Raw genomic sequence first — 21176 nt, forward strand, 5'->3', positions numbered from 1 at the left:
TCGGTCAGGACGGCTCGGCGGTGAGCAGGTAGTCGTCCGCCTCGGTGCTCCAGCGCAGACCCACCGCGCCTTCCGTGGCGGCGGCCTTGCAGAACTGCAGAAAGCCTCGGTAGCCCAGCTTCTTCTCGCTGAAGTCCGGCCGCACCCGCCGGAGCTGGTTCTTCAGGCCGGACAGGGCCACCTCGCCGGTCTCCCCGCCGAGATCGCGGACCACGGAGCCGAGCAACGCGAACGCCGTCTCCCGGTCGCCGTGTTCCGGCAGGGAGACCTCCGGATCTCCCTTGGCCGGGCCTTCCGCCAGCTCGATGACACGCAGTTCGGCGAGGTGGCGCAGCAGTTCACCGAAGGTACGGAACCCGTGGTCGGACTCGCTGAAGGTGGGATCCTTCCGCAACAGCGTCCGCTTCAACCGCGAGGCGGTCACCTCCCCGCCGGAACTGCCCTGCAGACCCGCGACGGTCTGCGCGACAAGTACGGCGAGCGCGTCGGCGTCGCGGGGCGGCTCCTCGGTGGGTGGCACCTCGATCTCCACCTGCTCGGCGGGCCGCGGCTCCGGCTCGGGCAGCCGGGCCGGACGGCCCCGTCGCCCCCGCGTCGGCAGGATGTCGACGCCCTCCAACCGGTCGTAGTAGAGGAATTCGTCGCAGGCGGGTGGCAGCAGGGCCGAGGTGGACTTCTCCACCCCCACACCGATCACCTGCTTGTTGAGTTCGCGGAGCTTGTGCACCAGCGGCGTGAAGTCGCTGTCACCGGTGCACAGGACGAAGGTGGAGATGTACCCGCGTTCGAAGGCCAGCTCGATCGCGTCGACGGCCATCTTGATGTCGGCGGCGTTCTTGCGGGTGGCGCCCATCCGCTGCGGAATCTCGATCAGCTCGACGTGCGAGCGGGTCAACATCCGCCGGTCCTCGTCGAAGTACGACCAGTCGGCGTACGCCCGCCGCACCACCACCCGGCCGCGCTCGGCCAACGCGTCGGCGATCGGTCGGAAGTCGAACATCGCCCCACCGTGGTGGTCGCGCACCCCCAGCGCCAGGTTCTCGTAGTCCAGAAACAGGGCGATCCGGTCCTCATGCTCCACCCGGGCAGCGTACGTCGTGCGACCGTGACCGGACCGGCAGCCGGTGGCACCGCGCCGCAACGGGAGCGTCACGGGCAACCGCTACCATCGCCCGATGGATCTTCGCGGCACGATCAGCCCGGACCGTCCACTGCTCGTCCTGGCCATCGCCGAGGAGGCCGCGTACCTCGACGCGGAGCTTCCGGTGCTGCTGACCGGAATGGGAAAGGTCAACGCCGCCGCCGCCGTCGCGGCGACGCTGGCCCGCTTCCCGCTGCCGTCGGTGCTTGTCAACCTCGGCACCGCGGGCGCGCTGCATCCGGGTTGGACCGGCACCCACGAGGTCGGCAGCGTCCTCCAGCACGACCTGGACACCGAGTTCATCCGCCGGCTCACCGGTCAGACCGTCGGCGCGCCGCTGGCCCTGGGCGACGGTCCGACGCTGGCCACCGGTGACCGGTTCATCGCCGACGACGAGGCCCGCTCGGCCCTGGCCCGCCGTGCTCACCTGGTGGACATGGAGGGCTACGCGGTGGCGTCGACGGCGCTTGCCTTCGGCGTACCGGTCCGCATGGTGAAGCAGGTCAGCGACGAGGCCGGCGACGGGGCTGAGCGCAGCTGGCAGGAGTCGGTGGACGGCTGCGCCAGCGTCCTCGCCGGTTGGGTGCGGGACAACCTCTGACAGTCGTGGCCGGCCGCTCGCCGCGCATGTTCGGCGGTGAGCGGAATGTTTGACGCAGGGAGGCGCGGGTAGCCGCGCTACTGCGGCTACGGATTGGAACGGGGCATGGAGCTGTCGGCACGCACGACGATCATCATGCGGAGTGGCATCCGAGGGGTCATCGCCGCGATGGCGATGTCCGGGCTACGCCAGGCCACCACCTCCCTGAATCTCGTGCAGAGTTCGCCGCCGAAGTCGGTGATGGAGAAGCTGGTGCCCGGACTGCTCGACCGGTTGCCCGGTGATCAGCATCCGGCGGCCCTGGCGGTGGCGCACTGGAGCTACGGGCTCGGCGCCGGGCTTGCCTTCGGCGCGCTGCCCAAACGCCTACGTCACCGGATCTGGGTCGGACCGCTCTACGGCATGGTGCTGCTGCTCGGCTTCCACACCACAATCGCGCCGGTCCTCGGCATCGACCGACGGTTGACCGACTGGCACGAACAGTTGGCTCTGGTCGCCGACCATCTGCTGTACGGCATCGTGGTGGCGGGCTTTCCGATGCCGCACCGGGACTGACAGCCACCTGTACCGCACCGGCGGCACCGTGCACCCGCCGTGCCCGAGCCTGCCGACGCGCCGCACGCCACGTCGGCAGGCTCATACCAGGTCAGGCGCCGCCGGCCAGGTCCCGGCGGCGGAAGGCGGCCACGGCAGCCTGGGCGAGGGCCCCCGCGAGCACGGTCAGCACCACCATCGCGACCACGCTGATGTCCTCCAGCGGGTACTCCCCCACGTGCTCGAAGGGCGACAGCAGCAGCACACCCTCGGGCAGTTCCAGGATCGGGGCGAAGTAACCGGCGATCAGCCCGTAGCCGAGCACCACCCAGATCACCGGCAGCATTCTCGGTGCGGCCGCGTAGAGCAGGGCAGCGGCCGCGAGGACCAGCCAGACCGCCGGGGTGTGCGCGAGGTGGCCGACCAGCACGTCACCGAGCAGACCCGCATCGCCGGTGCTCGCCGCCGCGCCGACACCCATGCCCACGCCGGCGACCAGCAGCAGCCACGGTACGCCGAGCGCCACGACGGCGACGTGACTGCCGATCCAGGCGGTCCGGCTGACCGATGTCGCCAGCACCGGCTCGGCCCGTCCCTCGGTCTCCTCGGCGCGCAGCGACTGCACGGCGAGTACCGCGTAGACCCCGACGACGAGCGCCATGGTCAGGCCCATCATGCCGAGGTAGCCGGCGAGCAGGTCACCAGAACCGCCGCCCATGACCTCCACCAGGTCCTCGGGTGCGTCCTCGAAGCCGTCCAGCAGGGGCTGGGTGAACGAGCCGTAGGCCACGCCGGCCGCCAGCAGCGCCACGCTCCAGCCGATCAGGCTGGCCCGGTGCAGCCGGAACGCGAACGCGAAGGGGCCGGCCAGCCAGCTCGCGGCCCGCGGCGACCCCGGGCGGGGCGGCACCAGGCCGGCACCGAAGTCGCGCCGCGCCGACAGGACGTAGCCGGTGACGGCGGTCGCCGCCGCGAAGGCCAGCGAGACGGCCAACGGCCACCAGCGGTCGTGGACGTACGCGGCGGTCTGCTGGGACCAGCCGATCGGCGACAGCCACGCCAGCCAGGACGGCCCGCTGCCCTGCACCGCCGCCATGTCACCGAGGCCGCGCAACACGAACGCGGCACCGAGCGCCGCCCCGGCCATGCCAGCGGCGGCCCGCGGGTACTCCGACAACTGGACGGTGACCGCGGCGATGCCGGCGAAGGCCAGCGCCACCGCACCGACGGAGGCGCCGAACAGCATGGAGCCGCCCGGATCGAAGCCACGGCCGGCCAGCATCGCACCGATCAGCAGGGCGACAAGTACCGCCATCACGGCGGTGAGGGTCAGTGCGGCGGTCAGTTGGGCGTGCCGACCGACCACATTGGCGCGGACGAGTTCGGCCCGACCGGTCCGCTCCTCGGTCCGGGTGTGCCGGACCACGGTGAGCAGGCCCATCAGACCGGCGCCGATCAGCACGTAGAGGCCGTACTGGCCGGCGAGGAAACGTTCGATGGTCAGGTCGTCGAAACCGAAGCCGGGTCCACCGAACAGGGCGCCGGCGGGGCTGCTGGTGAAAGCGGTGAGCCCCGCCAGATCCTCCGGAGTCTGCGCGATGGTGTCCAGCGCGGCGGCGAAGTACGTCATCAGCAGCGGCAGACCGAGCGCCCAGGCGGGCAGTCGGATCCGGTCACGGCGCAGCATGAACCGCAGCAGGCTGCCGGTCCCGGTGACGGCGGTGCCCGTGCCCGTGCCGGCCGGTGCCGCGCGGTCGAGCGTCGTCGCGGTCATCACGCCACCTTCCCGGCACCGTTACCGACGAGCTGGTCGCCGTAGTGGCGCAGCAGTAGCTGCTCCAGCGTCGGCGGCCGGACGGTCAGGCCCTGCACACCGAGGTCACCGAGTTCGCGTACCACGACGGCGAGTTGGTCGCCGTCGACCTCGAAGCGGACCTGTCCGTCGTCGGTGCGCAGACCGTGTACGCCGGCCAGGTTGGCCAGGCCGTCGGCCGGCCGGTCGGTGACGGCCTCGACGGAGGTACGGGTGAGGTGGCGCAACTCGGTCAGCGAGCCGGTCTCGACGATCTTTCCCTGCCGGATGATCGAGATCTGGTCGGCGAGCACCTCGACCTGGGCGAGGATGTGGCTGGACAGCAGCACGGTGCGCCCGGCGTCCTTCACCTCGCGGATGCACTCCTGGAACACCGCCTCCATCAACGGGTCCAGCCCGGCGGTCGGCTCGTCGAGCAGGAGCAGCTCGACGTCGCTGGCCAGTGCCGCGATCAGCGCCACCTTCTGCCGGTTGCCCTTGGAGTAGGTGCGGCCCTTCTTGCTCGGGTCAAGGTCGAAGCGTTGGCACAGCTCGTCCCGGCGGACGGGGTCGGTGCCGCCACGCAGCCGGGCGAACAGGTCGATCGCCTCGCCACCGGTGAGGTTGGGCCACAGCTCCACGTCGCCGGGCACGTAGGCGAGCCGTCGGTGCAGGGCGACCGCGTCGGCCCAGGGGTCGCCGCCGAGCAGCCGGGCCTGGCCGCCGTCGGCGCGCAGCAGCCCGAGCAGGATCCGGATGGTGGTGGACTTGCCGGCGCCGTTGGGGCCGAGGAAGCCGTGCACGGTGCCGGGGTCGACCCGCAGGTCGAGTCCGTCCAGTGCCTTGACCCGGCCGAAGGACTTGTCGAGGTGGTGGATGTCGATGGCAGCAGTCATGGTCGTTGACCTCATTCGAGGTAGCCCGGAGCGTCCCGGGGTGCGATGTGATCGATCAACGGATCCGGGGGCACGCCACCCGGGATCCGGTGCGGTTCGCGCTGGTGCGCGGATGAGTGGGCCACGCCGCGGCGTGGTGGCGGTTCAGCTAGCCGTACCGTCCTGGTCGGCAGCGTTCGATGCGGCCGACGGCGGATCCGGCACGTACATCAGGTATTCGTCGAGCATCGACCGGTCGACGAGCAGCCCCTCGGTGAACAGTTCCAGCGCCGGCAGGGTGAGCTCGTCCATGTAGCGCCGGAACAGGGCGGGAAACTTCTCGGGCTCCGCGTCGCCACCGTGCAGGGTGAACCAGAGCAGCATGCTGCCGGTTGCCTGGTAGGCCAGATAACGGGTACGAGCGGCCCGGTCACGGCTGGGCCGCACGACCCCGGCCGCCTCCCCCGCCGACAGGTACGCCTCGGCGTCGCTGATCATGTGCTCGATCAGCTCGGCCGCCAGCTCCCCGCCGGCCTGCATGCTGCGCAGCAGATACAACACCAACGGCGCGAACTGCTCGACCTGGGCCATCTGCGCCAGCAGCATCGTCCCGGTGCCATCGGTCAGCGCCTTCTTCTTCTCCCGGCGCATGAACTCCAGCACCCACTCGTCGCAGGCGCGGCGCAGCCCGTCCTTCGAGCCGAAGTGGTGCACGATCAGCCCGGCGGTCACCCCGGCGTCCGCGGCGATGGTGCGCAGCCCGGCCCGGAAGCCGTCGCGGCCGAAGCGCGCGATGGCGGCGTCACGGATGCGGCTCGCGGTGGCCAACTCGCCGCCGCGCTCCTCCGAAGCTCCGCCCAAGGACGTCACGACACCAGATTAAACACTTGTTCAACCGGCCGACAAGCCCTCCATCGCCGCAATCCTGCGAGACACCTGAGAATGGCTCGCCCCCTCGGCGATGCTCAGTCGGGCTCGGGGGCGGGGATCTCGCGGAGGCCACTCCCGTCGAGGCGCAGCCACCGGTCTACGCCGATGTCGCGCAGGAAGCGTTCGTCGTGGCTGACCACCACGAAGGCGCCCCGGTAGGCGTGCAACGCGTTCTCCAGCTGACCGACGCTTACCAGGTCGAGGTTGTTCGTGGGCTCGTCGAGCAGTAGCAGGTGCGGTGCCGGCTGGGCGTACAGGACACTGGCCAGGGTGGCGCGCAGGCGTTCACCGCCGGAGAGGACGCCGACCGGTAGCTGGGCGCGGGCACCCCGGAACAGAAACCGGGCCAGCAGGTTCATCCGCTCCGCCTGCGGTCGGTCCGGGGCGTACGCGGTGAGGTTCTCCAGCACGGTGCGGTCCACGTCGAGCAGGTCCAGCCGCTGCGACAGGTACGCCACCCGGCCGTCGGCCCGACGCACCTGCCCGCCCTCCGGATTCAGGTCACCGAGCAGCAGGCGCAGCAGGGTGGACTTGCCGACGCCGTTGGGGCCGGTCAACGCAATCCGTTCCGGGCCGCGGATGGTCAGGTCGACGCCCTCCCCGGCGAACAGCGCCCGGCCGCCGTACCGGACCTGCATCCGCTGCCCCTCGACCAGAGTCCGGCCGGCCGGGACGTCGGTCTCCGGCAGCTCCAACGCCAGCGTCTGATCGTCCCGCAGCGCCCGGCCGGCCTGGTCGAGCCGGGACTGCGCGTCGCTGACCCGGCTGGCATGCGCCTGCTGGGCCCGACCCGCGGACTCCTGGGCGCTGCGCTTGAGCCCACCGGCCACGATGCGGGCCAGGCCCGCGTTGCCGAGGTTGCGGGCCGCGTTGCCGGCTCGCCGCTCGGCGCGTTCGCGGGCCTGCTGCATCTCCCGTTTCTCCCGCTTGACCTCCAGCTCGGCGCTGCGGACCTGGCGCTCCGCCAGCTCCCGAGCAGCCCGGGATGCCTCCTCGTAGGCAGAGAAGTTGCCGCCGTACATGCGCAGCTGCCCGCCGTCGAGTTCGGCGATGCGGTCCATCCGGTCCAGCAGCATCCGGTCGTGGCTGACCAGCAGCAGGCAGCCGGACCAGTTCTCCAGCACCGCGTACAGCCGATGCCGGGCGTCGATGTCGAGGTTGTTCGTGGGCTCGTCGAGCAGCAGCACGTCGGGACGCCGGAGCAGTTGGGCGGCCAGGCCGAGGGAGACGACCTGCCCACCGCTCAGAGTGTCCAGGCGACGATCCAACGCCACCTCGCCCAGCCCCAACCTGTCGAGTTCGGCGCGGCTGCGCTCCTCGACGTCCCAGTCGTCACCGACCGCGGCGAAGTTCTCCTCGCGGGCGTCGCCGGCCTCGATCGCGCGCAACGCGGTCAACGCCGGGGCGACACCCAGCACCTCCGCCACGGTCAGGTCACCGGTGAACGGAAGGTTCTGCGGCAGGTAGCCGAGCGTTCCCTCGACCGTCACGCCGCCCCCGGTGGGTACGAGATCGCCGGCGATCAGGCGCAGCAGCGTCGACTTGCCGGCGCCGTTCGGCGCGACCAGGCCGGTGCGGCCCGGCGGCACGGTGAATGACAGATCCTGGAAGACCTGGGTGTCGTCGGGCCAGGAAAAGGACAGGTTGGTACACACGACGCAGACGTCGGACATCGGAGAAGACCTCAGGTGGGAGGCCGGGGACACAACGCCCCGGTCACGCAGACAGGACCGCGACTCGACAGGCCGCCGTCACCCGGCGGCAGGGCTGCTCACCCTGAGATGTCGTCGTCCCCCGAAAGCATGCCGAGCGCTCCTCGCTCCGTACCTGGCGGGTTGATCCGCAGGGCAAGCCTAACAAGGTCGGCGCCGAACCGGCACACACCCGCCGAGCCCCGAACCCCGGCGGGTGTGTGCCGATCAGGACCGGATTCGGCCCCGCGCCCGGAGGTACAGCAGCGCCGCCCCGGTCACCGCCACCGGCCAGAGCAGGTACACGCCGGTCATGACCAGGAGGAACAGCACCACACCGATGGTCGCGGCGGCGGCGTACCAGGCGGCGCTGCGGCGGGGCAGCAGCCGCAGCGCCGCCGCGACACCGATCACGTAGACGGTGATGAAGGAGCCGGTCGTGAGCAGCACCAGCGAATGGGTGCCGAGGCCGGTGACCAGTACCGCGCCCAGCGCGAGGAAGGCCAGGGTGGCGGTGACGGCGAGGCTGCGGCGGGGCACCTCGCCGGCCACGCTGCCCCGGGCGAGCCAGTCCGGCAGCGCGCCGTCGCGGCCGAGCGCCGCACCGAGCTTCGCCGCTCCGGCGTAGTAGGCGTTCATCGCACCGAAGGTCAGCAGCAACGCCGCCCCGGCGACCAGCCAGCGGGCGTCGCCGCCGAGCGCGACCGCGAACAGGTCGCCCAGCGGTGCCGTGGAGTCCGCCGCAGTCGAGCCGAGCACGGCGACGGTCGCGAAGGCCACCGCCAGATACAGCGCGCCGACCACGACGACCGCTGCGGCAGTGGCCCGGGGCAGATCCCGCTCGGGACGGCGGAACTCGCCCGTCAAGTGGGTGATCGCCTCCCAGCCGACGAAGCTCCACATCAGCAACGCCGCCGCCGGGCCCACGGCCGGCAGGCCGTGCGGGGCGAAGGGCGTGAGGTTCGCGGCGTCCGCGTGTGGCAGCGACAACAGCACCGCCAGCAGCAGGAACGCGACAAGCACCCCGGCGAGCGCGAGCTGTACCCGGCCGGCGAGCTGCACACCGGCATGGTTGGTGGCGGTGACCGCGACCATCAGCAGCGCCGCCGTGACCGCGACGGTCGGCGTACCGCCGCCGACCGCCGCCTCGACGTAGGCGGCCCCGAACAGCGCCGCCGCGGATGCGCCCGGCGGCACCGCGAAGTAGAAACACCAGCCGACGACGGCCGCCGCCCGCGGTCCGAAGGCCATCCGGGCGTACGTCGACACGCCGCCGGCGTCCGGGTGACGGGAACCGAGCGCGGCGAACGTGCCGGCCAGGGGAGCGGAGACGATCACGAGCAGCAGCCAGGCGAGCAGCGAGGCGGGGCCGGCGGCCTCGGCCGCCAGCGCGGGCAGCGCGATCACGCCGGTACCCAGTACGGCACCGACGTAGAGAGCGGTGCCCTGGGCGGCGGTCAGCCGACCACCGGTCACCGGCGTGGCACGGGTCTGGGTCATGTGATCACCGTCGTTCAGGCCGGCCGACCGGGACAGCAGGATTGACGCCGAGCTGCGTTAGATTTCTGCCATGCGTCCGCACGTCGTCGCGGTGGCGGTGACCGACAACCCGCCGATCTTCGAGCTGGCGGTCCCGCAGGAGGTGTTCGGCACCGACCGACGGGACATAGTCGACCCGTGGTACGAGCTGCGCCTGTGCGCGGCCGAGCCGGGCCCGCTGCGCACCACGGGTGGCTCGTGGCTCGACCCCGCGTACGGCCTGGACGATCTGGTCGAGGCCGACACCGTGCTGGTGCCCGGTTGCGCCCGACCGACCCAGGTCAGTCCCCCGGCAGCGCTGGTTGAGGCGCTGCGCACCGCGTACGCACGGGGCAGACGCATCGTCGGCATCTGCACCGGCGCGTACCCGATCGCCGCAGCCGGCCTGCTCGACGGTCGCCGCGCCACCACGCACTGGATGAACGCGCAGGACTTCGCCGGCCGGTTCCCGCTTGTCGACCTCGACCCCCGGGTGCTGTACGTGGCGGAGGACAACATCTTCACCTCGGCCGGTACGGCCGCGGCCATCGACCTGTGCCTGCATCTGGTGCGGCTGGACCACGGTGCCGCGGTAGCCGCCGAGGTGGCCCGGCGGATGGTGGTGGCACCGCAGCGGGGCGCCGACCACACCCAGTATCCGGCGCCGCCGGTGCGCGGAGTCTCCCCGGCCGACCTGAGCCCGGTGCTGGAGTGGGCTCGACAACGCCTCGACCGGCCGCTGTCGGTGAACGATCTGGCCCGCGCGGCCAACCTGAGCCCGCGCACCCTGGCCCGCCGGTTCCGCGACTCGCTCGGTACCACGCCGTTGCAGTGGCTGTTGGAGCAGCGCGTCCGGCTGGCACAGGAGTTGCTGGAGACCACCGAGGATCCGGTCGAGCGGATCGCGCACCGTACCGGCTTCGGCAGCGGCGCCAACCTGCGCCAGCACTTCGGTCGGATCAGCGGGATGACCCCGCAGACCTACCGGCACGTCTTCCGGTACCGGGTCGGCGCGTCTGCCCGCCCCACGGTGCCGCACCGGCCGGCCAGCCAGCCCCTGCGGTAGCCCTGGCCGCTGGCAATTCACCGGCCGCCACCGCTGCGTCTCACCGGCCGCCACCGCTGCGTCGTTACCGGAAACTTCCGGAAGTTATGGCCACCACGGCGGTCTCGACATAGCATGCACGCGCTTGAATCCGTCCCAAGGGCCACGTCAGACACACCCCGCCAGCACCGATAAAAAGTAGAGGGATTTCGATGCGCCTCTGGAACCTCTCCCATCGATCACGACGCCGATCCCGAACCGTCGCGCTGCTCTGCTCGGCAGCGCTCGTCGCGGCGGTCGCCGTGGCACCCGCGCCGGCGGCAGCCGCCGAGATCGTCCTCGCCAACGACTTCGAGTCCGGCTCGTACGCGCCGTGGGGACCGCGCGGCGACATCACCCTCGCCATAGCCGACGAGGGACACGAGAGCGACAGCAGCCTGTCGGTCACCGGCCGTACGGCGAACTGGCAGGGCCCGGCGACGAGCGCGACGGCGCTGTTCCGGCCCGGCACGCAGTACTCGGTCACCGCCTGGGTCAAGCTGCCGGCCGGCACCGAGGGCACCGCGGGAGTGCACTTCACCGTCGAGGCGACCCCGGCCGACGGCGGTGACAACACCTACACCTGGATCGGCGGCGACGTCCCCACCACCGCCGAGAGCTGGGTGCAGATCGGCGGCACCTACACGCTGCCCGACGGGCTCAGCGCCGCCACCGTGTACGTCGAGGCGGCGGAGAGCACCCCGTTCCTCCTGGACGACGTCCTGATCACCGGGCCGGACGGCGAACCGGGCGGACCTGAACCCGGCACCGTCGTCATCGACACCGACTTCGAGGACGGTCTGGACGGCTGGGGTCCGCGCGACAGCGGTGCCGGCGCCCCGACGGTCGAGATCAACGACGTCGCACACGGCGGCTCGGCCGCGGCGCTGGTCACCGACCGGGTCAACCAGGGCGCCGGCCTCGGGCGTGACGTCGCCGGCCTGTTCGAAGCGGGCGTCACCTACGAGTTCAGCGCCTGGCTGCGGTTCGCTGAGGGCCAGCCGACCGACCAGATCTGGCTCAGCCTGGCCAGCACCTCCGGCGGCAGCCAGTCGTTCAGCACCCTCGCCCAGTTCGAGTCCATCACGAACACGGGCTGGACCGAGGTGAGCGCCCGCTTCACCATGCCCGCCTCGGACGAGGCGTCGCTCTACTTCGAAACCCGCTGGGAGGGCGCGGACGTAGCCGGCAACACCAGCGACTTCCTGGTCGACGACATCGTCGTCCGGGTGCCGGAGCCGCCGGTCATCGAAGACCTGACCGGGATCCACGAGACCACCGATTTCCCGGTCGGCGTGGCCATCGACGCCCGGGAGACCGTCGGCGGCGCCGCCGATCTGCTGAACCGGCACTTCAACCAGGTCACGCACGAGAACCACATGAAGCCCGAGGCCTGGTACGACGACGAACGCACCTTCCGACCGCACGAGCAGGCGCTCGCGGTGATGGACTTCGCCCGCGACAACGACCTGCGCGTCTACGGTCACGTGCTGGTCTGGCACAGCCAGACCCCCGACTGGTTCTTCCAGGACGCGGACGGCCAGCCGCTGACCACGTCGGCGGAACACCAGCAGTTGCTGCGCGACCGCCTGCGTACCCACATCTTCAACGTCGCCGAATCGCTGTCCGAGCGGTACGGCCTCTTCGGCTCCCCCACCAACCCGCTGTACGCCTGGGATGTCGTCAACGAGGTCATCAGCGACAGCGGCGAGTACGCCGACGGCCTGCGCCGCAGCGAGTGGTACCGGATTCTCGGCGAGAACTTCATCGACCTGTCGTTCGAGTACGCGCACGAGGCGTTCAACGACGTCCACGCCGTGGCCGACAGCGACCCGGTCACCCTGTTCATCAACGACTACAACACCGAGCAGAGTGGCAAGCAGGCCCGCTACCGGGCACTGGTGCAGCGGCTTGTCGACCGCGACGTGCCGATCGACGGGGTGGGGCACCAGTTCCACGTCTCGCTGGCCACGCCGGTCAGCAGCCTGGAGGCCACGTTGGACGCCTTCGCCGGGCTACCGCTGACCCAGGCCGTCACCGAACTCGACGTCACCACCGGCACTCCGGTGACCCAGGCGCGGTTGATCGAGCAGGGCTACTTCTACCGGGACGCCTTCCGCATCTTCCGGGAGCACACCGAGGACCTGTTCGCCGTGACGGTGTGGGGCCTCACCGACGGCCGTTCGTGGCGGTCGGCCAACGCGCCGCTGCTGTTCGACGACAACCTGCGGGCCAAGCCCGCCTACTACGGGGCGGTGGACGGCGACCTGCCGGCACGCCTGCGCACGGCCAACGTCTTCGCCGGTGACGTGGCCCTCACGGCCGCCGCGCCGAAGGACCTGACCTGGCGCAAACTGCCCCTGCATCCGATCGAGGACGCGGCCCGGTTCCAGTTGCGCTGGTCGCCGGACCACCTGACCGCGTACGTCACGGTCGACGACGCCTCGGTCTCCGACGACGACCGGGTCACCTTCGCCCTGGGTGACGAGACCTACCGGGTCTCCCGCGACGGCAGCGGCGACGTGCCGGCCGTGGCGGCCGAGCGGGACGACGGCTACCACCTGGTCGCCCACCTGCCGCTGGTCGATGCCGCCGAGGGCGAGACCCGCACCTTCGACGTGCGGGTGACCGACAACGGCACCACCTCCGGCTGGAACACTCCGGGCGCGGTGGGCACCCTGAGCCTGGTGGAGGAGCTGTCGTACCTGGAGGTCCGCGAGACGGGCACCGCGCCGGTCATCGACGGCACGGTGGATGCCGGCTGGGCCCAGGCCACCTCGGTCACCACCGCCAAGCAGGTCTCCGGCACCGACGGCGCGACCGCGAACGTCCGCACCCTCTGGCGAGGCCAGACGCTGTACGTGCTGGCCGAGGTCACCGACCCGGTGGTGGACGTCTCCGGCTCCGACCCGTGGACCCAGGACTCGGTCGAGATCTACGTCGACGCCGGCAACGCCAAGAACGGTCCGTTCCGCTACGACGACACCCAGATCCGCATCAACGCTGACAACGTCGTGTCGTTCGGCACCGGTGACGAAGCGTTCCAGGCCGGGCGGCTGGAGAGCGCCGCCGTGCGTACCGAGACCGGCTACACCGTCGAGGCGGCGATCAGCCTGCTCGAATACGGTGGTCTCGGCACGTTCCACGGCCTGGACTTCCAGGTCAACGACGCCTCCGACGGCGCACGCACGTCGATCCGCAACTGGGCCGAGCAGAACGGCGAGGGCTACCAGACCACCGCCCGTTGGGGCGTGGGTCGGCTGGTCGCCGGCTCCAACGTGGAGGTCGCGATGGAGCGGATCGCCCGCTGGAACTCCGACAGCGGCGGCGGCTACTGCGCCACCATCACCGCCACCAACAACGGCGACAAGCCCGTCGAGTGGACCGCGGTGGTCGATCTGGAGGGTGACATCTACACCGCCTGGAACTTCAAGCGGGAGCGGCTGGCCGACGGCAGCTACCGGATCCAGGGGGTGAAGTGGAACCGGACCCTGGCCGCCGGCGCCAGCACCTTCAGCGTCGGGTACTGCGCCAACCTGTGACACCCGGCCCGGGCCAGGTCAGCCGACCACGCTGACGGGCCGTGGCCGGTGAGGTGGCTCCGGTGGTGGCCACCGCCCACTCAGGGCGGTGGCCACCACCTGCATGTCCGCCTTCTGGCCGCCGCGGTCGTCGCCGATCTCCTCTCCGTCCGGTGGCCGTGACCAGCCGGCACCGGAGCTGAGTTGCCGGAGCGGGGCGGCGGCCCCGCACCGCTCAGACGGCGCGGGCGATGCAGATGCGGGCGTCGAGCCGGGGTCCGGCCTCGTAGATCATGTACGAGACGCCGCCGTCGGTGCCGAAGGCCGGCGCGGCGACCCGACCGTTGTCCGAGGCGATCGGGGCGTGGAAGACCCCGAGGTGCACCTCCCGGTCGAAGTTGTTGCCGACCTCGGTGAGCCGGATCCGACCGTCGTTGCCGTGGTAGGCAACGTAGCTGGTGCCGTTGCGCCTGAGCAGGTGCGGGCTGGAGATGTCGGTCAACCCATCACCGGCCGGCGAGATCAACGGGTTCGGGGCGAACTGCCACTGGTCCCAGCCGTTCGGTGACCAACCCCAGAAGATCTTGCGGGTGCCGGGGCCGACGGTGTGCGCACCCATGAAGAGCATGACGTACTTGTTGTTCTTTCCGGCGACGGAGTGTTCGAAGACCCGGGCGTACGAGGTCTCGGTGGTGTTCGGCACCAGCCGGGTGCTCAGGATCGGCGTCTCGTTGGTGAAGTTGATGCCGTCGCGGGACCGGGCCACCCGGGTGGTGAAGTTCTCCCCGTGGAAGTAGAGGAAGAACTCCCTGGTGGAGGCGTTCCACACCACGTGCGGTGAGGAGACGTGACTGACAGTGGTGGTGGGTAGCACCCGGTCGACGATCGGGTTCCCGGGGTGTTCGGTGTAGGGGCCTTCGAGCCGGTCGGCGTAGGCCAGGCAGATGCCGCCGGGCGCGTCGTGCGGGGCGTAGTAGAGGTAGTACCGCCCCCGGGCACCGGAGATCTTGTCGTAGACCCCACGTACGCAGGGAAAGATCATCTCGCCGGTGGGGTTGTAGCGCAGCGGCGTGGCGAACGCGTCGCGGACGTACCGGTAGCTGGGGAAGCCGGCCGGGCCGGCGAGGGCCGGAGCGGCGGCGAGGGTGCCGCCGATCGCGGTACCGGCGGCCGTGGCGGTGCCGATCAGGGCGGCGCCGCGCAGCAGGCCACGGCGGGTCACCGGGGCGGGTCGGGGGGTCCGGTCGGGCATGCGGGTCTCCGATCGTGAGGGGACGCTCGTCGATGGCGGAGCTGGGGATGGTGCGGGACCGCCCTGCCGGCGGGAACGCGGCGGAACGGTGGGTGGCAGGCGTGGACCGCGGCCACCGCAACACTTGCCGGTGACCGTGCGTGAGATCGGGCTCCATGAGGGAGCGAACCTTGTGATCGATGAGTCTGCGGTCGGCGACGAGCCCCGGTCAAGGCGCTAATACGAATTATCACGCCGATCATCCGGAGAAATTTTCCGACGACGGGGGGTTGACGACAGGCGGTGGCGGGTCGCAGGATTTCACACCAACGTAGCTAATGCGTATTAGCGCAGAAACGATTGGACACGGAACGTGACCGGATCGCGCAGGCGGGTGACCCAGCAGGACATCGCCCGGATGACCGGCGTCAGCCAGGCGACGGTCTCGCTGGTGCTCAACGGCCGCGACGACGGCAGCGTCCGGATCGCCCCGGAGACCCGGGAACGGGTGCTGGGCGCCATCCGGTCCACCGGGTACGTCGCCGACCCGGTGGCCCGGCGGCTCGCCGCCCGACACAACCGGATCATCGGCGTCTTCACCTACGAGCCGGTCTTCCCGGCCGGCACCGGCGACTTCTACCACCCTTTCCTGGTAGGTATCGAGGAGTCCGCCGAGCGCCTCGGCTGCGACCTGCTGCTGCTCACCAGCGCCCCGGTCACCGACGGCCGGCGGCGAATCTTCCACGACGACAACCGGCTGCGGCTGGCCGACGGCTGCGTCCTGCTCGGTCGTTCACTGGACCGCGACGAGCTGGGCCGCCTGGTCGCCGAGGGGCAGCCGTTCGTCTCCGTCGGCCGACGCGACGACGCGGGCGGACCGGTGCCGTACGTCGGCGCGGACTACGCCGCCGCCACCGCCGACGTGGTCCGGCGCGCCCTCGACGCCGGCCACACCAGGCTGGCGTACCTCGGCCAGGGCGCCGGCCCGGAATCACACACCGACCGGTTCGCCGGCTACCGGGCCGCCCTCGACGCGGCCGGGCTGCCGACCCGGCACGAACCCACCGACCGCTCCCCCGCCGACCTGCTCGACACGCTGCTCGACACCGGAGTCACCGCCGTGGTGGTCGAGGAGTACGCCGACGGGGTCGCGCTGGCCGCCGCCGCCGCCGAGCGCGGCCGGACCGTGCCCGCCGACCTGTCCATCCTCGCGCTTGGCGACCCGACCCGGCCGACCACAAGCGACCTGGAGTTCACCGGCTTCCGGATCCCCCGCCGCGAGATGGGATGGCAGGCCGTCGAGGTGCTCACCGGGCTGCTCGCCGGGGTGCCCGGCACGGTGACCCAGCGGCTGCTGCCGTGCCAGCCGGTCGACGGCGTCACCCTCCTGCCGCCCCGGCACTGACCAGCTCACCCCCGGTCGTCATCCCGTTGCCCGGCGACCCTGGACCGTTCCATGAGAGGACCGACCGTGCCCGAGATGCAGGCCGAAGTACTTATCGTCGGCGGTGGGCTCGGCGGCGTGGCCGCCGCCCTGGCCGCGCTGCGCGCCGGCCGCAGCGTGCTGCTGACCGAGGAGTACGACTGGCTCGGCGGGCAACTCACCAGCCAGGCCGTACCGCCGGACGAGCACTCCTGGGTGGAGCACTTCGGCGTCACCGCCAGCTACCGGGCGCTGCGGGACGGCATCCGGGAGCACTACCGTCGCTGGTATCCGCTGACCGACCGGGCTCGGCGCACCACCGCGCTCAACCCGGGCGCCGGGCACGTCAGCCGGCTCTGCCACGAACCCCGGGTCGCGGTGGCGGTGCTGGAGGGCATGCTGGGGCCGTACCGGGGATCCGGGCGGCTGCGGGTGCTCCAGCCGTACCGGCCGGTGGCCGCCGACACCGACGGCGACCGGGTCGTCGGTGTCACCGTGGCGCACCGGTACACCGGTGAGCGGGTGCACCTGAGCGCGCCGTACGTGCTGGACGCCACCGAGACCGGCGAGCTGCTGCCGTTGACCGGCACCGAGTACGTCACCGGCTTCGAGTCCCGGGCCGACACCGGTGAACCGAGCGCGCCGGAGCAGGCCCAGCCGGCGAACATGCAGGCGGTGTCGGTGTGCTTCGCGGTCGATCACGTCGACGGCGACCACACGATCGACAAGCCGGCGGCGTACGACTTCTGGCGGGCGTACCGGCCACCGTTCTGGGGCGACCGGATGCTGTCGTTCCGCTCCCCCAACCCGCGCACCCTGGCGATCTCCGAACGCAGCTTCACCCCCAACCCGGACGACGACCCCTGGCTGGTCCAGGCCGACCAGCGGGTCAATCCCGGCGACGGGAACCTGTGGACGTTCCGCCGCATCGCCGCCCGACGCAACTTCACCCCCGGTGCGTACGACAGCGACATCTGCCTGGTCAACTGGCCGATGCTCGACTACTTCGAACATCCGGTGATCGACGTACCGGATCCGGACGCGCAGATCGGGGCAGCCCGGGAGCTGTCCCTGTCGGTGCTCTACTGGTTGCAGACCGAGGCCCCCCGCGCCGACGGCGGCACCGGCTTTCCCGGGCTGCGGCTGCGCGGCGACGTCACCGGCACCGGCACCGCCGCCACCGGCGGGGACGTCACCCACAGCGGCCTGGCCCAGGCGCCCTACATCCGGGAGTCGCGCCGTATCCGCGCCGAGTACACAGTCGTCGAGCAGGACCTCTCCCTGGAGATCCGGGGCGACAAGGGCGCGGTCAGCTACGCCGACTCGGTAGGGGTCGGCATGTACCGCATCGACCTGCACCCCTCCACCGGCGGCGACAACTACATCGACGTGGCCTCCTGCCCGTTCGAGATCCCGCTCGGCGCCCTGATCCCCAGGCGGGTGGAGAACCTGCTGCCCGCCGGCAAGAACATCGGCACCACGCACATCACAAACGGCTCCTACCGCCTGCACCCCGTGGAGTGGAACGTCGGCGAGGTCGCCGGTCTGCTCGCGGACTTCTGCCTGGCCCGGCGGGTCACCCCCCGCGCGGTGCGTTACACCCCCGGCCTGCTGGCCGACTTCCAGAACCGCCTCGCCGATTCCGGTGTCGAGCTGCGCTGGCCCGACATCGCCGGCTACTGAGGAAGGACATATCCCCCATGAGGAACCGGTTGACGGCCGTCGTCGCGCTCAGCGCGCTGCTCGGCCTGACCGCCTGCGGTGGCGACTCCACCGAGTCCGACGGCCCGGTCACGTTGCGGATGACCACCTGGTCGGCGAACGAGGCCCACCTGAAGCTGTTCAACGAGATCGCCGCCGAGTACACCGCGACGAATCCGGACATCGCCGGAATCACCTTCGACCCGATCCCGTTCGAGAGCTACACCACCACCCTGACCACCCAGATCGCCGGCGGCAACCCGCCCGACCTGGCCTGGGTGCTGGAGAACTCCGCGCCCGACTTCGTCACCTCCGGCGCGCTGGTGCCGCTTGACGACACCCTCAAGGGCACCGAGGGGTACGGCTTCGACGAGCTCGCCCCGGCCGCGACGAAGCTGTGGCAGGCCGACGGCAAGCTGTACGCGTACCCCTTCTCCACCTCGCCGTTCGGGGTGTTCGTCAACACCGACCTGGTGAAGTCATCCGGCGCGCAGAGCCCGGCCGAGCTGATCGCCGCCGGCCAGTGGACCTGGCAGAACGCGCTGACCACCGCGAAGGCGGTGCAGGCGGAGACCGGCAAGGCGGGTCTGGTGGTCCGCGACTTCGACTACAAGGGTTGGGACTTCCTGTCCACCGTCTGGACCGGTTGGGGCGCGCAGGCGTGGAGCGAGGACGGCCGCACCTGCGGCTTCAACTCGGCCGAGATGGTCGAGGCGATGACCGTCCTGCACCGGGGGATCTTCGTCGACAAGGCGCTACCGGGCCCGGGCACCACCGCCGACTTCTTCGCCGGTGACGCCGGCATGACCATCACCCAGATCTCCCGCGCGTCGCTGCTGGAGGGGCAGAAGTTCGGTTGGGACCTGGTGCCGCTGCCCGCCGGACCGAAGGGTGAGTACGCGGTGATCGGCCAGGGCGGGATGGGTGTGCTCAAGCAGGGCCGCAACGCCGATGCCGCCGCCGATTTCCTGGCCTACCTGACCAACCCGGCCAACTCGGCGAAGCTCGCGCAGTTCTTCCCGCCGCCGCGTACCTCGCTGCTCACCGCCGAGACCCTCGCCAAGACCAACCCGCTGCTCAGCCCGGAGCAGTTGCAGGAGGTTGTCATCGACGGGATCGCCGACGGGGTGGTCAAGCCCAGCCACACCGGCCAGGCCGAGCTGAACCAGGCGGTCCGGGCCGCACTGGACCCGCTGTGGCGGCCGGACGCCGACGTGCGGGGCGTACTCGACGGCGTCTGCACCGCGATCAACCCGCTGCTGACGAAGTAGGGATCCTCGATGTCGGTCCTGACCAGGGACACCGTGGGGCGGGCCGGTGACCGGTCCGCCCCCGGCGGGGCCGCGCCGCACCGGCGGCGCGGCTGGTGGACGACCCGCCGCCGCGACCAGCTCGCCGGGCTGCTCTTCGTCGCACCGCAACTCGCCGGGTCGGTGCTGTTCGTGCTGATTCCGCTCGGGCTGGTCTTCTGGTACAGCCTGCACGAGTGGAACGTGCTCGCCGGCACCTTCGAGTTCGTCGGCCCGGGCAACTACCAGGCCATGGCCGACGACCCGAACCTGCCGTCGGTGCTGCGGGTCACCGCGCTGTTCTCGATCGGCCTGGTGGCGTTCAACCTCAGCCTGGCCCTGCTGCTCGCGGTGCTGCTCAACCAGCGGCTACGCGGCACCGTCGTGTTCCGGACGTTGTTCTTCTCCCCGGTGGTCGTCTCGCTGGTCGCCTGGACGATCGTGTGGGGCTTCCTGCTCCAGGACAACGGCGGTGTCAACGGGGCGTTGGGCGTGGCCGGCGTGGACGGGCCAAACTGGCTGCGCGGCGACTGGACGGCACTGCTGTCGGTGATCGTGGTGCAGGTGGTCAAGAACGTCGGCCTGAACATGGTGCTGTTCCTGGCTGCCCTGCAGGGGGTGCCGGCGGAACTGTACGAGGCGGCCCGGGTCGAGGGCGCCAACGCCTGGACCCGGTTCCGTCGGATCACCGTGCCGCTGATCAGCCCGACCATCCTGCTCACCTCGATCATCACGGTGGTCGGGTCGTTGCAGGTGTTCGCCCAGATCGCCGTGCTCACCCAGGGCGGGCCGGGCACCTCGACCACGGTGCTCGTCTACTACCTGTACCAGCGGGCGTTCCAGTTCCACCAGTTCGGCTACGGCGCCACGCTGTCGGTGCTGCTCTTCCTGATCGTGCTGGTGCTCACCGTCGTGCAGTGGCGGATGCGCAGGAAGTGGGTCTTCCATGAACAGTAGGCTCTCCGCACGGGCCAGGGTCGCGCTCTACGGTGCGCTCTGCCTGCTGGCCCTGCCGTTCGTCTTCCCCACCTGGTGGATGGTCACCTCGTCGGTGAAACCGGTGGGCGACATCTTCGCCTTCCCGCCGTCGCTGATCCCGACCGAGGCCAGCCTCTCCGCGTACCGTCGGGTCTTCGAGCTGCAACCGTTCGCGCAGCAGTACTTCAACAGCGGGTACATCGCGGCCGTGGTCACCATCGGCACCCTGGCGGTGTCGTCGCTGGCCGGGTACGCCTTCGCCCGGATCCGCTTCCGGGGTCAGCAGGTGCTGTTCGTGGTGGTGCTGGTCGGGCTGCTCATCCCGAGCGAGGTGACGATCGTGCCGCTGTTCCGGATGTTCAACTCGTGGGGCATGGTGGACACCCACTGGCCGCTGATCCTGGTGCCGATCCTCGGCGCGCCGAGCGTGCTGGCCACCTTCATCATGCGGCAGTTCTTCATCACCCTCCCCGCCGAGTTGGAGGAGGCGGCGCGGGTGGACGGGCTGGGCCGCTTCGCCACCTTCTGGCGCATCGCGTTGCCGCTGGCCCGTCCGGCGCTCGGCGCGGTGGCGATCTTCACCTTCCTGCACAGCTGGAATCTCTACCTGGAGCCGATCGTCTTCCTCTCCACACCGGAGAAGTTCACCCTGCCGCAGGCGCTGACCCAGTTCGTCGACGCCTACGGCGGGCCGATGTGGGACGTACAGCTGTCGGCGGCGTCGATGACCGCCATCCCCATTTTGGTGATCTTCGTGATCGCGCAACGGCAGTTCATCGAAGGTCTGGCCCACACCGGTCTGAAGGGCTGAGGCACCCGCAGACCTCAGGTGCGGCGAGCCCCGGTCGACCGTTGCTGGTCGCCCGG

16 protein-coding genes and 1 pseudogene are annotated in these 21176 nt (G+C 70.9%); 9 read left to right on the forward strand and 8 right to left on the reverse strand.

All coding sequences use genetic code 11. The features are described 5' to 3' along the window. Positions 1 to 4 precede the first annotated feature (4 nt). Positions 5 to 1081: a PIN domain-containing protein gene (locus ACN26Z_RS19270; protein WP_093407178.1), complete on the reverse strand. Its 1077-nt coding sequence runs from the start codon at positions 1079 to 1081 to the stop codon at positions 5 to 7. Between the two features lie 94 nt (positions 1082 to 1175). Here ACN26Z_RS19270 and ACN26Z_RS19275 point away from each other — a divergent pair, with 94 nt between their 5' ends. Then, positions 1176 to 1742, forward strand: coding sequence for a nucleosidase (locus ACN26Z_RS19275; RefSeq protein ID WP_421462651.1), 567 nt, complete (start codon positions 1176 to 1178; stop codon positions 1740 to 1742). Positions 1743 to 1847: 105 nt separating this feature from the next. Further along, positions 1848 to 2297: a hypothetical protein gene (locus tag ACN26Z_RS19280; RefSeq protein ID WP_093407065.1), complete on the forward strand. Its 450-nt coding sequence runs from the start codon at positions 1848 to 1850 to the stop codon at positions 2295 to 2297. A gap of 91 nt (positions 2298 to 2388) precedes the next feature. Here the strand turns inward: ACN26Z_RS19280 and ACN26Z_RS19285 are convergent, their stop codons facing one another. From ACN26Z_RS19285 to ACN26Z_RS19310, 6 genes and pseudogenes are all read right to left on the reverse strand, one after another. Next, positions 2389 to 4050, reverse strand: coding sequence for an ABC transporter permease (locus tag ACN26Z_RS19285; protein ID WP_421462652.1), 1662 nt, complete (start codon positions 4048 to 4050; stop codon positions 2389 to 2391). Further along, positions 4050 to 4964, reverse strand: coding sequence for an ABC transporter ATP-binding protein (locus ACN26Z_RS19290; protein WP_282238090.1), 915 nt, complete (start codon positions 4962 to 4964; stop codon positions 4050 to 4052). The genes ACN26Z_RS19285 and ACN26Z_RS19290 overlap by 1 nt, the downstream gene beginning before the upstream one ends. Before the next feature lie 144 nt (positions 4965 to 5108). Further along, on the reverse strand, positions 5109 to 5594 hold the full coding sequence (locus tag ACN26Z_RS19295) for a hypothetical protein (RefSeq protein WP_421464680.1): 486 nt from the start codon (positions 5592 to 5594) through the stop codon (positions 5109 to 5111). 33 nt (positions 5595 to 5627) lie between these two features. Then, a pseudogene (locus ACN26Z_RS19300) lies at positions 5628 to 5813 on the reverse strand (TetR family transcriptional regulator); the annotation flags it as partial. A 95-nt stretch (positions 5814 to 5908) separates the two neighbouring features. Beyond that, positions 5909 to 7546 carry a ribosomal protection-like ABC-F family protein gene (gene abc-f, locus ACN26Z_RS19305; RefSeq protein ID WP_421462653.1) on the reverse strand — a complete coding sequence of 546 codons (1638 nt, stop codon included), beginning with the start codon at positions 7544 to 7546 and terminating at the stop codon, positions 5909 to 5911. Positions 7547 to 7792: 246 nt separating this feature from the next. After that, positions 7793 to 9064 carry an APC family permease gene (locus tag ACN26Z_RS19310; protein ID WP_421462654.1) on the reverse strand — a complete coding sequence of 424 codons (1272 nt, stop codon included), beginning with the start codon at positions 9062 to 9064 and terminating at the stop codon, positions 7793 to 7795. A gap of 70 nt (positions 9065 to 9134) precedes the next feature. Between ACN26Z_RS19310 and ACN26Z_RS19315 the strand changes: the two genes are divergently transcribed. Continuing rightward, positions 9135 to 10148 carry a GlxA family transcriptional regulator gene (locus tag ACN26Z_RS19315; protein ID WP_421462655.1) on the forward strand — a complete coding sequence of 338 codons (1014 nt, stop codon included), beginning with the start codon at positions 9135 to 9137 and terminating at the stop codon, positions 10146 to 10148. A 191-nt stretch (positions 10149 to 10339) separates the two neighbouring features. Beyond that, complete coding sequence (locus ACN26Z_RS19320) at positions 10340 to 13708, forward strand: endo-1,4-beta-xylanase (protein ID WP_421462656.1); 3369 nt, start codon at positions 10340 to 10342, stop codon at positions 13706 to 13708. Between the two features lie 214 nt (positions 13709 to 13922). Here the strand turns inward: ACN26Z_RS19320 and ACN26Z_RS19325 are convergent, their stop codons facing one another. After that, positions 13923 to 14939 carry a hypothetical protein gene (locus ACN26Z_RS19325; RefSeq protein WP_421462657.1) on the reverse strand — a complete coding sequence of 339 codons (1017 nt, stop codon included), beginning with the start codon at positions 14937 to 14939 and terminating at the stop codon, positions 13923 to 13925. A gap of 373 nt (positions 14940 to 15312) precedes the next feature. Here ACN26Z_RS19325 and ACN26Z_RS19330 point away from each other — a divergent pair, with 373 nt between their 5' ends. The 5 genes from ACN26Z_RS19330 to ACN26Z_RS19350 all read left to right on the forward strand — a co-directional run bounded on the left by ACN26Z_RS19330 (position 15313) and on the right by ACN26Z_RS19350 (position 21120). Beyond that, complete coding sequence (locus ACN26Z_RS19330; protein ID WP_421462658.1) at positions 15313 to 16323, forward strand: LacI family DNA-binding transcriptional regulator; 1011 nt, start codon at positions 15313 to 15315, stop codon at positions 16321 to 16323. 75 nt (positions 16324 to 16398) lie between these two features. Continuing rightward, the gene (locus ACN26Z_RS19335; RefSeq protein WP_421464681.1) at positions 16399 to 18024 is read left to right on the forward strand and encodes an FAD-dependent oxidoreductase; all 1626 of its coding nucleotides are present in this window, start codon (positions 16399 to 16401) and stop codon (positions 18022 to 18024) included. 17 nt (positions 18025 to 18041) lie between these two features. Then, positions 18042 to 19313, forward strand: a complete 1272-nt coding sequence (locus tag ACN26Z_RS19340; RefSeq protein ID WP_282238084.1) for an ABC transporter substrate-binding protein — start codon at positions 18042 to 18044, stop codon at positions 19311 to 19313. Between the two features lie 9 nt (positions 19314 to 19322). After that, positions 19323 to 20288, forward strand: a complete 966-nt coding sequence (locus ACN26Z_RS19345; protein ID WP_282238083.1) for a carbohydrate ABC transporter permease — start codon at positions 19323 to 19325, stop codon at positions 20286 to 20288. Then, positions 20278 to 21120, forward strand: a complete 843-nt coding sequence (locus tag ACN26Z_RS19350; protein ID WP_282238082.1) for a carbohydrate ABC transporter permease — start codon at positions 20278 to 20280, stop codon at positions 21118 to 21120. Before ACN26Z_RS19345 ends, ACN26Z_RS19350 begins: the two co-directional genes overlap by 11 nt. Positions 21121 to 21176: the final 56 nt, after the last annotated feature.

Source organism: Verrucosispora sp. WMMD703 (assembly GCF_049178935.1).
Classification (GTDB): Bacteria; Actinomycetota; Actinomycetes; order Mycobacteriales; family Micromonosporaceae; genus Micromonospora; species Micromonospora sediminimaris.

Coding starts and splice junctions, on each gene's coding strand:
- ACN26Z_RS19275 (WP_421462651.1), top strand. CDS start 1,176: ATGGATCTTCGCGGCACGATCAGCCCGGACCGTCCACTGCTCGTCCTG.
- ACN26Z_RS19280 (WP_093407065.1), top strand. CDS start 1,848: ATGGAGCTGTCGGCACGCACGACGATCATCATGCGGAGTGGCATCCGA.
- ACN26Z_RS19285 (WP_421462652.1), bottom strand. CDS start 4,050: ATGACCGCGACGACGCTCGACCGCGCGGCACCGGCCGGCACGGGCACG.
- ACN26Z_RS19290 (WP_282238090.1), bottom strand. CDS start 4,964: ATGACTGCTGCCATCGACATCCACCACCTCGACAAGTCCTTCGGCCGG.
- ACN26Z_RS19295 (WP_421464680.1), bottom strand. CDS start 5,594: ATGCGCCGGGAGAAGAAGAAGGCGCTGACCGATGGCACCGGGACGATG.
- abc-f (WP_421462653.1), bottom strand. CDS start 7,546: ATGTCCGACGTCTGCGTCGTGTGTACCAACCTGTCCTTTTCCTGGCCC.
- ACN26Z_RS19310 (WP_421462654.1), bottom strand. CDS start 9,064: ATGACCCAGACCCGTGCCACGCCGGTGACCGGTGGTCGGCTGACCGCC.
- ACN26Z_RS19315 (WP_421462655.1), top strand. CDS start 9,135: ATGCGTCCGCACGTCGTCGCGGTGGCGGTGACCGACAACCCGCCGATC.
- ACN26Z_RS19320 (WP_421462656.1), top strand. CDS start 10,340: ATGCGCCTCTGGAACCTCTCCCATCGATCACGACGCCGATCCCGAACC.
- ACN26Z_RS19325 (WP_421462657.1), bottom strand. CDS start 14,939: ATGCCCGACCGGACCCCCCGACCCGCCCCGGTGACCCGCCGTGGCCTG.
- ACN26Z_RS19335 (WP_421464681.1), top strand. CDS start 16,399: ATGCAGGCCGAAGTACTTATCGTCGGCGGTGGGCTCGGCGGCGTGGCC.
- ACN26Z_RS19340 (WP_282238084.1), top strand. CDS start 18,042: ATGAGGAACCGGTTGACGGCCGTCGTCGCGCTCAGCGCGCTGCTCGGC.
- ACN26Z_RS19345 (WP_282238083.1), top strand. CDS start 19,323: ATGTCGGTCCTGACCAGGGACACCGTGGGGCGGGCCGGTGACCGGTCC.
- ACN26Z_RS19350 (WP_282238082.1), top strand. CDS start 20,278: ATGAACAGTAGGCTCTCCGCACGGGCCAGGGTCGCGCTCTACGGTGCG.